Here is a 13,075-nt window from a genome sequence, read left to right as displayed (position 1 = left end):
CGTCGCCGCTCTCAGAACCGTGCGGTGAGCTGGGCGCCGTAGAAGCGCGGCTCGGCCGGGATGAAGGTCGGGATGCCGAAGCTGCCGCCGGTGTTGCCGGCGTCGAGCAGGTAGCGCTCGTCGGTGGCGTTGCGGACATAGCCGGCGATCTCGAACCGGTCTTCCATGAAGCTGACCCCGGCGCGGGCGTTGACCAGCGTCACCGGCCCCTGCGACAGCGCCAGGCTGTTGGGCAGTTCGAAGAAGATGCGGCTGCGATAGGTGACGCTCGGCGTCGCGAAGAAGCGCATCCCGCCCCCGAGCGGCGCGTCGATCGTGAAGCCGGCTGCACCCTGCCATTCGGGCTGGAGGCGGAAGCGCGCGCCCGAATAGGTCGAGGCGAACTGGTCGTTCTTGTCGACGCCGCCGTCAATATAGCCGACATTGCCGAACAGGTTCAGCCAGCTGCTGGCGCGGATGTTCAGCTCGGCCTCGACGCCCAGGTTGCTGGCGCTGCCCGCGCTTTCGGCGCGGAACGTGCCGTCGGGCTGGCGGGCGCTGACCTGGAAGCCGTCATATTTCTGGTAATAGACGCCGATCGACCCCGACACCGGGCCGGCGCTGCCCTTCAGGCCGACTTCGTAATTCCACACCTGCTCCTCGGGAACGATCGCCAGGTTCGGCACCGTCACGCCGCCGCGCAGCGCCGCGCTCAGGTTCACGACCGGCGAGCGGCGGCCCTTCGAGACGGTCGCGAACACGTTGGTCTTGTCGCTCAGGCGATAGAGGATGTTGAAGCGCGGCAGCACCGCCGAGAAGGAACGCTGTGCGGTATAGGTCTGGCCGCCCGTGTCATACTGGCCGGGGACCAGCGAGACCGCCAGGCTGGGCAGGCCGGTGAGCAGTGCCGCACGCAGCGGTGCGGGCAGGAGGCCCGGCAGTATCGGACGCGGCACGTCGGCGCGGTAGCCCGACTTGCGCTGCTCGATCAGCACGCGGACGCCGGCGGTGATTTCCAGCGACGGCGAGGCGATCCAGGTCGCGTCGCCGAATACCGAATAGCTGTCGTTGCGGCCCTGGTTCTCGAACGTCGAGCTGTAGGGGATCGACGTCACCGCGCCGCCGGTCAGCGCCGGCAGCGCCTGGGCGGCCGTGACCACACCGGTCGGGCTGATGCAGCCGAGCGCCGGGATCGCGCGCGTCAGGCACTGGATGAAGATGCCCTCGTCGGACGAGAAGGGCACGTTCTGCAGATTGTCCTCGACGAACACGTTCCAGCCGAACGAGGCGCGCCAGTTCGGATCGCTGTACGAGAAGCGCCCCTCATGGCTTGCCTGCCAGCCCTTGGCGATTTCGGCGAATTCCAGCCACCAGGCGGCCGAACCGTCGGCGTCGAACACCTCGCGGCTGTCGAACTCGCGATAGCCGTTGACGGTGGTGAAGGTCAGGCCCGGCGCCAGCTGATAGCTCGCGGTCAGGTTGAGATCATAGACTTCGCGGTTCAGGCCGAGCTGGTCGTCGCCAAGCACCTGCTTCGACAGGGGCGAGCCGCCCAGATTGGCGCGGCCGAACGGATTGCCCGGGCCGTCCTCGGTCGGCAGCGCGCGCGAGATGAACGGCGTGCCGCCGTTGCGCTGCTGGTCATAGGTGCCGATCAGGTCGACGGTCAGCGCGTCGGTCGGCGTGAAGCGCAGCGAGGCGCGCACGCCCAGCTGGTCCTGCGAATACAGGTCCTTCTTCTGGCGCGGCGAGAGATTCTCGACATAGCCGTCGCGCTTCTTCCATTCGAAGGCGACGCGCCCGGCGAGGGTGTCCGACCCGGCGTTGACGAAGCCCGACAGCGTCGTCGCATCGTAATTGCCATAGCTGCCCGTCAGCGCGCCGGAAAAGCCGGGACGCGGGCGGGCCGAGGTGAGGCTGATCGCGCCGACGGCCGATGCGGTGCCGAACAGCGTCGCCTGCGGGCCCTTGATGACCTCGACGCGCTCCAGGTCGTAGATCGCCTGATAGGAGCCGCGCGAACGCGAGATATCGACGCCGTTATAATAGAGGGTGACGCGCGGGCCCTGCTGCGCCGATCCCGAGTCCGAGGTGATGCCGCGGATCACGATGCCCGGATTGTTGGCGCTCTGCTCCTGGATGTTCAGGCCGGGAATATAGTTGGACAGTTCGTCCAGGTCGCTGACCCCGATCTGGGCCATGCGCTCGCCGGTGATCGCCGAGATGGTGATCGGCACGTCGACGGCGCGCTGCTCGATCTTCTGGGCGGTGACGATGATCTCGCTGCTGTCTTCGCTGCCGCTGGTCTCGTCCTGCGCCGCGCTCTGCGCGAATGCGGGCGTCGAGATGAAGGCAGTGGTCGCGAGCAGTGCCGCGAGCGGAATCCGGTTTTTCATTGTTGCTCCCCGTGTGGTTGGGGGGCTGCTGGACCAGGGATGTGAAGCGCTCGCGGCAGCTTTGTTACGATTAAATAACGCAATCGCGTTTTTCATTGCAACTTGATGGCAGCCTCCGGAAGGGGCCGCCGCTCAGTCGAGCGCCAGCGCCTCGCGGATGATGAAATGAAGGTCGGTCTGGTCGAGCAGGCCGCTGACATTCACCGCGCGCGGACCATAGGCGGCGATGCGCAACTGGGTGCCGGTATGGCCCTGCGATCCCTCTTCGGCGGTGCCGTAGCTGATCGTCATCATCCCGCCCTCCAGCGTCGTGAGCGCCGCGGTCAGGCCCGGCGCCTTCGTGCCGTTGCCGACGATCTGGCTGCTATGGGCATGGTCGGCGGTGACGATCACCAAAGTGTGGCCATCCTTGCGGGCGAACTCGAGCGCGACCTGGACCGCTTCGTCCAGGTCGACCGTCTCGCCGATCTGGCCGCACGGATTGGCGGCGTGATCCTGCTTGTCGATCGATGCGCCCTCGATCTGGAGGAAGAAGCCCTTGGGCCGGTCCTTCAGCAGGTCGATCGCCTTGTGGGTCATCGTGGCCAGCGTCGGCACCGACGCGGTGCGCGCGGCGTTCGGCGCGCAGGTGATCGGCGGCTGGTCGAGATTGCCGTGATGGCTGGCGCGCGGGCCCGTCCAGCGGACCGGCATATGCTCGTCGGCGAACAGGCCGATCAGCGGCTGGCGATCGTCTGCCCGCGTTACCGCGGCCAGTTCGGCGGCCGTGCGGACGATATGAAAGCCGCGCATCCCGGCCTGGTCGAACAGGGTACGACCCTTGTACCGCCCGGCCCTCGCGGTTTCGGCGAAGCTGGCGCTGCCGCCGCCCAAGACGAGGTCGGCGCGGGTGTTCAGAAGCTGTTCGGTGATCGATCCCGCGCCGCCATTTTCCAGCGCATTCTGCGGACAGGTCTTGCTGGTCTCGACCGGACCATAGCATTTGCGCTGGACGACATGGGCCAGCAGCGCGCCCGGCGTCGCATCCTGGATCGCCGCGGTCGAGACATTGCCGGTCGCCAGGCCCGCCGCCTTGGCGCGCTCGATCAGCGTGGGCTGCGGCTTGCCGCGGACATCGACACCGATCGCGCCGTTATAGGTCTTCACGCCCGATGCCCAAGCAGTCGCCGAGGCGGCGCTGTCGGTGACGTAGTCCGGCTTCCCCGTCTCGCGGTCGAGCGAATAATGGGTGTAGTGGCCGCTGAAGGGCAGGGCGTCGATGCCCTTGAAATAGCCGCCCGCGCCCTCGGCATAATTGCGGGCGATCGTGATCTCCGAATCGCCCATGCCGTCGCCGATCAGCAGAATGACGTTGCGCACCTCGCCCTCGCGCGACAGCTGGCGATAGGTCTCGCGCATGTCGCCGGCGACCCGCCGGGCACCGCCCGGTTCGCGGATATCGCCCCGCGCCGCGCGGGACAGGTCGGGGGTGCTTTCCTGCGCAAGTGCCGAGGGCGCGAGCAGGAACAGCGGGGCGGCGAGCAGGGCGCGAGCGATCATGTTGTATCTCCGGGCTGAGGCGAATGTGCAGCTTCGGCCGGTCCCGCCGCCGGAGCGGCGGGACCGGTACCGGTTCGATCGGGGATTAGAACTGGGCGCGCACGCCCAGGCTGATCCGGCTTCCCGAAAATTCGTAGGTGGTCGGGAAGGCCGGATCCATCGTGTAGCCGGTGGTCTTCTCGTTGCCGACATTGATCCCCTGCAGCTCGACGCGGAAGTTGCGCGTCAGCTGATAGCTGGCGGCGATGTCGAACTGGCCATAGGCGTCGCGATAGACCGGATACATGTTCCGCTCGATCCGCTCCACATAGGCGCCCTTGCGGTTGTACGAGACGCGCAGCGACAGCGGCCCCTTCTCGTAGAACAGGGTCGCATTGTAGGTATTGTCCGACAGGCCGATCGGCGAGGTCGGGATGTCGAGGTCCGACTGGCCGGTCAGCGAGCTGTCGAGGAAGGTGACGTTGGCGTTCACGCCGAATCCGTCCAGCCAGCCCGCGATCATGCTGAACGGCAGCACCGCGTTCAGCTCGACGCCGCTGACGGTGTAGGAGCCCTCGGCATTGACCGGCTGGTACACGTCGAAGTCATAGACGCCGTCGATCGTGCCGTTGGCGTTGTACTTGGTCACGTCGGGCACGACGCCGGTCAGCTGGTTTTGGACCACGCCCTTGATCTTCTTCCAGAAATAGGACGCGGCCAGAATGCCGCGACCGCCCAGATATTTCTCGACGCCGACTTCCCACTGATCGGCATAGGTGGGCTTCAGGTTGGGATTGCCGTCGGTGAAGCGGAAGTCGTTCCAGCTCGCGGTGCGCTTGTACGCCAGGTCGGTCAGCGCAGGACGGATCAGCGTCTGCGACGCAGCGGCGCGCAGGATCAGGCTGTCGGTCAGCTCGGCATGGGCGTTGAACGACGGCAGGAACTTCTCGTAGCTGCCCTCGCTGGCGATCGGCGCGTCGGTATAGCCGGTGGTGCCGTCCGGATTCTGGACCTGATGGAAGCCTTCCGAGCGCACCTTGGTGCGGACATAGCGGCCGCCCAGGTTGACGTGGACCGGGAACGACATGTCGAACTCCAGGTCGAGCATCGCATAGCCGGCGACCGTCTCTTCCCGGACCCGGTAATATTGGCCGTCGTTGAACGGCGTGACGAATCCGTCGGGACGGAAGAAGTCGCGCGCATAGTCGTTCGAGATCTGCGCCCAGGACAGGGTGCGCGCCTGATAGGCCTTGCCGCCGACGATGTCGGTGACGTCGGTCAGCGGGCTGTCGGCCAGGGTGCGGACATTGACATAGGCGGTGCTGCCGCGCGTCGGCCCCTGGATCTTCTCCTCGCCATATTCGCGCTCGTTGGTCTTGTCGGTGAAGCGTGCGCCGACGTTGAAGCGCTTCAGCACGGGCGATTCGAACTGATAGCTCAGGTCGATCTGCGCGGCATATTTGTCGTCCTTGATCTGTTCGCGCGTGGTTTCATACGCCTCGAAGCGATAGGCGCCCGGTGCGTTGTACATGTCGATCGTGCGGGGATTGGCGCTCGGGATCGTCTCGCCGCCCGTCTCGGTATAGCGGGTGCGCGACGGGGCATAGGCGACATGCTTCAGATTGGCGTTGTCGAGCGTCTTGCGCGCGCCCGAATAGCCGCCCAGCAGGTTGATCTTCCAGTTGCCGGTTTCCCAGTTCATCTCGCCGCCGAACTGGCGATAATCGGTCTCGTTGAGATATTCCTTGCTCAGGAATTCATGCTGGGTGTTGGTGTAGGACACGTCGCGCAGCACGACGATGCCGGCGCTCGACAGGGTCGTCGCATCGAATTCGTGAATCCGCTCCAGCGTCGAGTTGCTCGATGCCGAATAGCCGGCGGCGTCATATTCGTCCTCGACCGTGTCGTATGACCCGAGGAACGCGTCGAATGCCAGGCTGAAGGTCGGGCTCGGCTTGTACTGGATCGATCCCGACAGGCCGAGCCGGTCCTGGTCGTTCTGATAGACGCGGTCGCCGACCTTATCGAGGAACACGATCTGGTTCTTGGCGGCGTCGGTGAAGGTGATGCCGGCGTCGCGCTGAAGCACCGCGATCGCCTGGTTGCGGTTCGTGCCGGCACGGTCGGTCCAGCGCGAGATCGGCCGGAAATTGATCCCAGAATTCGAATCGGTCCGGTTGGTGCGCTGCTGCTTGGCGATCGACACCAGCACGCCGAAATCGCCGAAGGTGTTGCTCGCCAGGAACGAGAAGTTCGGATCGACCTTTTCCGAGATCGAGTTGTACGCGCCCTCGGCGCTGCCGATCAGGCGAAGGCCCGGCGCATCGAACGGACGCGCGGTGCGGATCGAGACCGAGCCGGCGATCCCGCCTTCCTCGTCGGCGGCCGTCGGCGACTTCTGGACGGTGACCGACTGGATCAGTTCCGACGCGAAGATGTCGAACTCGACGTCGCGGCCGCCCGATCCCGATGCCGTCGCCAGCTTGTTGATCGACACGAAGGTGAATTCGCTCGGCAGGCCGCGGACGTTGACGCGGGTGCCCAGGCCCTTGTCGCGCTCGATCGTCACGCCGGGCACGCGCTGCAGCGCCTCCGACAGATTCTGCTCGGGAAAGTCGGCGATGTCGGTGGCGACGATCGAATCCGAAAAGCCGATCGTGTTGCGCTTCATGTCGATCGCCTCTTCGAGGCTGCGGCGATAGCCCGAGACGACGATCTCTTCCCCGGTGTCCTCGGCTGCGGTCTCCTCGACCGGCGCCGTCTGCGCCGATGCCGCGGTGACGGTCAGAGCGGCGATCGCCGCCCCCAGCAGAAGATGCGTCGGGCGGGCGGTACGGCTGAACGTGCTGTGCATGATGATCCCCTTTGAATTCTGTCGTCGGCGTGCCGCTTGCGTCGGACGAGCGTCGGCGGCCCCGGACTCGGGGGAGTCCGGGCGGCGATGCTCGGTCGAGCGTGCGTCATGTCGGCGCGGCCGGACCCAATGGATTCGGCGCCCCTGATCTCCCCAGGCCGGATGTGCGATCGCCGCCGCGGCGCGGCGCCGATCGTCGAATTGCACCTCCATCCGGCTCGCGGTGCCGGGTGGGGAAGAGTTGTTACGTCGTTGTGACGAACGGGGATTATCTTGCCCGACCCGCAGCGGCGCCGGTCTGCGCGGGTCGGGGATATGCGACCATCGAACGCTTGCCTCCGCGCCGGGCGCCGGTCAGAACCCCGGGGTGCCAGCGCTGGCCGTCGGGTTGCGCGGTCATTCAGGGGGATGCGAATGAAGATGTTCCGAGCGGTTGCAGTCGTAGCCCTGTTGCCGACGTCCGCCTGGGCGCAGGACTCGCGCGAGCAGGCCGTCGCCATCGCCGGCGAACCGCTGCCGGCGCAGGAGCTGAAGCTGGTCGATCTTCCCGCCGCTGCCGGCAGGAAGATCTCGCTTTTCGACGGACGCAGCCTGAAGGACTGGGCGCCGTGGCTCGGCTATCCGGACCCGGCGGTCACCTATCGCGCCGATCCGGGCGCCGTGCCGATCGGAACGGCGCGCGATACCGGGGGCGATTTCGCGGTCCGCACCGTCGACGGCGAACCGGCGATCTGGATCAAGGGAGAAACCTGGGGCAGCCTGGTCCATACTGCGGACCTGCGCGACTATCACCTCCGGCTCGAGTTCAAATGGGGCGACAAGACCTGGGCGCCGCGCAAGACCGAGCCGCAGAATAACGGCCTGCTCTATCACACTCATGGCAAGCCCGGCGATGTGTTCGGCACCTGGCGTCCCTCGGTCGAGTTCGAGATCATGAAGGGGTCCACGGGCATGATCGTGACGGTCGGCAAGGACGTTCGCGCCCGCACCGATGTGACGTCCGATCCGGCGCTGATCGCGCCGCACCTTCGGTTCCGCGTCGGCGGACGCGAAGTCGAGATGGTCAACGGCACCCCGACCTGGAATGTCGAGGCGGCGCGCGATGCCGAGCGCCCGGTCGGCGAGTGGAACACGCTCGACCTCTATGTGCTGGGCGATCGCGCGGTGCATGTCGTCAACGGCGTACCGGTGGCGGAGGTTCGCGGCCTGGCGGTCGTCGCGCCGGACGGCAGCCGCCAGCCGCTGACCCATGGTCGCATCCAGCTTCAGTCAGAAGGCGCGGAGACCTGGTTCCGGCGGATCACGGTCGAACCGATCCGCAGCCTGCCGCGGATCACCGTCGCCCGTCCCTGAGCGAGGTCAGCCGAGCGGCGCCGGGCCGGTGCTGTTGCGCACGACCAGCTTGTGCTCCAGCGTGACCTGGCGGTCGGGCGGATCGACGCCGCGCAGGATGCCGACCAGCAATTCGACCGCGCGCCGGCCGATCAGCCCCTTGGGCTGGGCGACGCTGGTCAGCGCGGGCTGGAAATAGGGGGCGAAGGGCAGGTCGTCGAACCCCACGATCGAGATCTGGTCGGGACAGGACAGCCCCGCCTGGCTGGCCGCGCTGATCGCGCCCAGCGCCATCTCGTCGTTGAAGCAGAAGATCGCGGTCACGCCGCGTTCGATCAGCGCGCTCGCCTGGACGAAGGCCGAACAGGCCGAATAGTCGCCGACACGCACCTGCAGCCGGTCGGCGACGCCGTGCCGCTCGGCCGCCCGCATCGCCCCGGCCAGGCGGTCGCGGCTGATCGGGCTGATCGGCGGTCCGGTGATGATGCCGATGTCGCGGTGGTTCAGCGCGATCAGATGTTCGACCGCGTCGCTGCTGGCGGCGGCATTGTCGATATGCACGCTCGGCACGCCCAGTTCCGGGCTGTATTCGCATCCGTTGACGATCGGCGCCGCATTGCCCTTTCGCTCCAGCAGCGGGGTCAGGCTGTCGGGCAGGCGGTGGCCGAGGAAGATCAGGCCGTCGACCTCGCGGCGCGACAGCATCTCCGCATATTGATCCTCGACCTCAGGATCATGCCGCGTGTCGCCGACCACGACGGCATAGCCTGCGTCGCGCGCCGCTTCCTCGGCGCCGCGAATCACGCTGGCGAAGAAGGGATTGGAGATGTCGGGAACGGTCAGCAGGATCTTCGCCGCGCGCAGCGTCCTCAGGCTGCGCGCGGCGACATTGGGCCGGTAGCCGAGCGCATCCACGACCTCGAGCACGCGGCGGCGCGTGGTCTCGGCGACCCGTTCGGGCTGGCTGAGCACGCGCGAGACGGTGGCGGTGGATACGCCCGCCTCCGCGGCGACTTCGATGATCGTGGTCGACATCATCGCTTCATGTCGCGTGCGACCGGCCGTGTCGATAGGCGTGAATGTAATCCTTTACATCGCCGAACCCGCTGCATAGGTTGCCGCGTAACGGCGAGGAAGCCGCAGTCGGGGAGGGTTGGCGCATGGCCGCTATCGAAGGGACAATTGCCGGATCCGCGCGTCCGGCGGAGGGGATGCTCACGGGGCGTCTCAGCGCGCTAATGTTCATGCAGTTCTTCGTCTGGGGGGCATGGAACGTCACCCTGGGCCTGGTCATGCAGACCGTCGGCATCGGCAGCCTGATCGGCAACGCCTTCTCGGTCGGGCCGATCGCCTCGATCGTGGGCTCGTTCCTGCTCGGCATGGCGGCGGCCCGCTATCTCAGCCCGAAGATGCTGATGGTGATCCTTCACCTGGTCGGCGGCGCGATCCTGTTCGCCCTGCCGGCGATGGTCACGCCCGAACGGGGTGCGACCTTCGTCTGGGTGCTGCTGGGCTACATGATCCTCTACATGCCGACCGTGGGCCTCGCGAACACCATCGCGCTCAAGAGCTTCGGCGACCGGGTCGATCGCTTCCCGTTCGTGCGCGCCTTCGGCACGCTCGGCTGGATCGCGGCCGGCCTGATCATCGGCTGGGCCGGCCTGTCCGCCAGCCCGCAGATCTTCACCATCGCCGCGGTCGTCTCGGTCGCGCTCGGCCTGTACAGCTTCACCCTGCCCAACGTCGAACCCGATGCGCCGCGCGACGAAAGCGTCCTGCGCCAGGTGCTGTGCGTCGAGGCGTTCGGCCTGATGCGCAACCGCTCGTTCCTGATCTTCATCACCTGCGCGACGCTGATCTCGATCCCGCTGGCGATGTATTACGCCTATGCCTCGGCCTATATCGGCACGGCGGGGATCGAGAATGTCGGCGGCACCATGTCGATCGGCCAGATGTCCGAACTCGCCTTCATGTTCTCGATGCCCTGGCTGTATCGCCGCTTCGGGGTGAAGCCGCTGCTGCTGGTCGGCATGGTTGCCTGGGCGGTGCGCTATGCCCTGTTCGCGATCGGCGACGGCGGCGACTCGATCTGGGCGATCTATGTCGGCGTCGCGCTGCACGGCATCTGCTACGACTTCTTCTTCGTCGCCGGCGCGATCTACACCGGCACGATCGCCTCGCCCAAGGGCGTGAACGCCCAGGCACAGGGCATGCTGACGCTGTTCACCTATGGCGTCGGCATGCTGCTCGGCTCGCAGATCGGTGCCTATCTCTATGCGCAGCTGCCGGCCAACCCCAGCATCGCCGACTGGCAGCAGATGTGGTGGTACCCCGCGATCGCCGCGGCGGTGATCGCCATCCTCTTCCAGCTCAGCTTCCGCGATAACAGCAAGGCAGACGCATGACCGCGATGAAGGGCCCCGCCATCTTCCTGGCCCAGTTCCTTGGCGACACCGCGCCGTTCGACACGCTCGACCATCTCGCCGAATGGGCGGCGGGCCTGGGCTATGTCGGGGTACAGATCCCGTGCGACCCGCGGCTGATCGACGTGAAGCAGGCGGCCGAGAGCAAGGATTATTGCGACGACCTGCGCGGCCGGCTCGACACGTTCGGGATCGTGCCCACCGAATTGTCGACGCACCTTCAGGGTCAGCTGGTCGCGGTGCATCCGGCCTATGACACGCTGTTCGACGGCTTCGCGCCGCCTGAGCTTCACGGCAAGCCGGCCGAGCGTCAGGCCTGGGCGGTCGAGCAGGTCAAGCTCGCCGCGCGCGCCAGCGCCAATCTCGGCCTGAACGCGCATGCCACCTTTTCCGGCGCGCTTGCCTGGCCCTATGTCTATCCCTGGCCGCAGCGGCCCGCCGGCCTGGTCGAGGAAGCCTTTGCCGAACTGGCGCGGCGCTGGACGCCGATCCTCGACGTGTTCGAGGACTCCGGCGTCGATTGTGCGTTCGAGATCCATCCGGGCGAGGACATTCACGACGGCGCGTCGTGGGAGCGGTTCCTGGCCGCCGTCGACAATCATCCGCGCGCACGCATCCTGTTTGACCCGTCGCACTATGTGCTGCAGCAGCTCGACTATCTCGACTTCATCGATCGCTATCACGACCGCATCTCGTGCTTCCACGTCAAGGATGCCGAGTTCAACCCGACCGGCCGGTCGGGCGTCTATGGCGGCTATGAAAGCTGGGTGAACCGCGCCGGGCGCTTCCGCTCGACCGGCGACGGCCAGGTCGATTTCGTCGGAATCTTCAGCAAGCTGGCCCAATATGGCTATGCCGGCTGGGCCGTCATCGAATGGGAATGCGCGCTGAAGCGGGCCGAGGACGGCGCGCGCGAAGGTGCCCCGTTCATCCGCGACCATATCATCCGCGTGACCGAGCGTGCATTCGACGATTTCGCCGCCAGCGGCGTCGACAAGGCGGCGATCCGCAAGCTGATGGGCCTGTCGCCCGAGGGTTCGGCGGCATGACGCAGGCGCTTCGGCTCGGCATGGCCGGCGGCGGGGAGGGCGCGTTCATCGGCGCCGTCCACCGCATGGCGGCCGCGCTCGACGGCGACTGGCGGCTGGTCGCGGGCGCGTTCAGCACCGATGCGGGCAGGAACGCCCGCACCGGCGACCGGCTCGGCCTGGATGCGCAGCGCGTCTATGCCAGCTTCGACGCGATGCTCGTCGCAGAGGCGGCGCGTCCCGAGGGCGAGCGGATCGACGCGGTCGCGATCGTCACGCCCAACCATCTCCACGCCCCGATGGCGATCGCCGCGCTGCGGGCCGGCTTCCACGTCTTTTGCGAAAAGCCGATGGCGATCAGCAGCGCGGAGGCGCGCGCCATCGCCGAGGCTGCCGAGGCAAGCGGCCGTCATTTCGGGCTGGCCTTTACCTATAGCGGCTATCCGCTGGTCGAGGAGGCGCGGGCGCGCGTCGCCCGCGGCGATTTCGGTGCGATCCGCCTCGTCCAGGTCGAATATCTCCAGGGCTGGCTCAGCCGGTCGATCGATACCGAGGGCAACAAGCAGGCCGAATGGCGCACCGATCCCAAGCGCGCGGGGCTTGGCGGCTGCCTGGGCGATATCGGCACCCATGCCTTCCATCTCGCCGAACATGTCTCCGGCCTGCGCGCCGAGGCGCTGTCGGCCGATCTGACCATCCATGTGCCCGGCCGGCGGCTCGACGACGATGTCAGCGCGCTGCTCCGCTTCGACGGCGGCGCACGCGGCACGCTGAAGGCGAGCCAGGTCGCCGCGGGCGAGGAGAATGGCCTGAAGCTTCGCGTCCATGGCGAGCTGGGCGGCCTCGAATGGTCGCAGATGGAGCCGAATACGCTGACGCTGCGCTGGCTCGATCGGCCGGCGGAGATCGTCCGTGCCGGCGGCCCGGGACTGCAGGAAGGCACGACCCGTCTGCTGCGCACGCCCGCGGGCCATCCCGAGGGCTATGTCGAGGCATTCGGCAACCTGTATCGCGGTTTCGCCGCGGCGATCCGCGGCGAGTACGGCGCCTGGTTTCCCGGCGTTGCCGACGGCCTGCGCACGATGGACTTCGTCGAGGCGATGGTCGCCAATTCGGCGGGCGACCGCAAATGGACCCCTGTCGTAACCGGAGTAGAGTCATGAAGCTTATCGCGTGTCTGGTGGTCGGAACGGTCGGGACGACGGTGTTCGTCCTGTCTTCGGCGCCGACCGTCGCCCAGACGGCGCCGCCGCCCGCCTTCGCCGCGTGCAAGGCGTGCCACACCGTCCAGAAGGGCGGCCGCAACGGCGTGGGCCCCAACCTCAACGGCGTGGTCGGCCGGCAGGCGGCGTCCGTGCCCGGCTTCAACTATTCGCCCGCGCTCAAGAATTCCAAGCTGCGCTGGGACGAGGCGACGCTGAACCAGTTCCTCGCCGCTCCGACCAAGAAGGTGCCCGGCACGAAGATGCCGATCGGCATGTCCGATCCGGCGAAGCGCGCCGCGATCATCGCCTATCTCAGGTCGGAAGCCGGCAAATGATGGCG

At 67.1% G+C, this 13,075-nt stretch carries 9 protein-coding genes; 5 read left to right on the top strand and 4 right to left on the bottom strand.

Annotated features, from left to right (window positions below; genetic code table 11):
• Window positions 1-11: 11 nt before the first annotated feature.
• The 3 genes from TPR58_RS02460 to TPR58_RS02450 all read right to left on the bottom strand — a co-directional run bounded on the left by TPR58_RS02460 (window position 12) and on the right by TPR58_RS02450 (window position 6,747).
• A complete protein-coding gene (locus TPR58_RS02460; protein ID WP_346245009.1) occupies window positions 12-2,375 on the bottom strand; it encodes a TonB-dependent receptor in 2,364 nt (787 codons plus the stop codon).
• A gap of 132 nt (window positions 2,376-2,507) precedes the next feature.
• Window positions 2,508-3,914: an alkaline phosphatase gene (gene phoA, locus TPR58_RS02455; protein ID WP_346245008.1), complete on the bottom strand. Its 1,407-nt coding sequence runs from the start codon at window positions 3,912-3,914 to the stop codon at window positions 2,508-2,510.
• An 85-nt stretch (window positions 3,915-3,999) separates the two neighbouring features.
• Entirely contained in the window at window positions 4,000-6,747 is a 2,748-nt protein-coding gene (locus tag TPR58_RS02450) for a TonB-dependent receptor (protein ID WP_346245007.1), read from the bottom strand.
• Window positions 6,748-7,161: 414 nt separating this feature from the next.
• On the opposite strand from TPR58_RS02450, the gene TPR58_RS02445 reads away from it, so the two are divergent.
• Window positions 7,162-8,100, top strand: a complete 939-nt coding sequence (locus TPR58_RS02445; protein WP_346245006.1) for a 3-keto-disaccharide hydrolase — start codon at window positions 7,162-7,164, stop codon at window positions 8,098-8,100.
• 6 nt (window positions 8,101-8,106) lie between these two features.
• On the opposite strand, the gene TPR58_RS02440 is transcribed toward TPR58_RS02445, so the two are convergent.
• The gene (locus TPR58_RS02440) at window positions 8,107-9,114 is read right to left on the bottom strand and encodes a LacI family DNA-binding transcriptional regulator (RefSeq protein WP_346245005.1); all 1,008 of its coding nucleotides are present in this window, start codon (window positions 9,112-9,114) and stop codon (window positions 8,107-8,109) included.
• 125 nt (window positions 9,115-9,239) lie between these two features.
• Between TPR58_RS02440 and TPR58_RS02435 the strand changes: the two genes are divergently transcribed.
• Genes TPR58_RS02435 through TPR58_RS02420 form a run of 4 tightly spaced genes read left to right on the top strand, consistent with a single transcriptional unit; the run spans window position 9,240 to window position 13,070 of the window.
• The gene (locus TPR58_RS02435; protein WP_346245004.1) at window positions 9,240-10,484 is read left to right on the top strand and encodes an MFS transporter; all 1,245 of its coding nucleotides are present in this window, start codon (window positions 9,240-9,242) and stop codon (window positions 10,482-10,484) included.
• Complete coding sequence (locus tag TPR58_RS02430; protein WP_346245003.1) at window positions 10,481-11,551, top strand: sugar phosphate isomerase/epimerase family protein; 1,071 nt, start codon at window positions 10,481-10,483, stop codon at window positions 11,549-11,551. The genes TPR58_RS02435 and TPR58_RS02430 overlap by 4 nt, the downstream gene beginning before the upstream one ends.
• Window positions 11,548-12,693, top strand: coding sequence for a Gfo/Idh/MocA family protein (locus tag TPR58_RS02425; RefSeq protein ID WP_346245002.1), 1,146 nt, complete (start codon window positions 11,548-11,550; stop codon window positions 12,691-12,693). Before TPR58_RS02430 ends, TPR58_RS02425 begins: the two co-directional genes overlap by 4 nt.
• Window positions 12,690-13,070, top strand: coding sequence for a c-type cytochrome (locus tag TPR58_RS02420; protein WP_346245001.1), 381 nt, complete (start codon window positions 12,690-12,692; stop codon window positions 13,068-13,070). Before TPR58_RS02425 ends, TPR58_RS02420 begins: the two co-directional genes overlap by 4 nt.
• Window positions 13,071-13,075: the final 5 nt, after the last annotated feature.

It is taken from the genome of Sphingomonas rustica (assembly GCF_039652585.1).
GTDB classification, from domain to species: domain Bacteria; phylum Pseudomonadota; class Alphaproteobacteria; order Sphingomonadales; family Sphingomonadaceae; genus Sphingomonas; species Sphingomonas rustica.
Note: the sequence above shows the minus strand (reverse complement) of the source record. Positions and strands in the feature narration are given on the sequence as shown.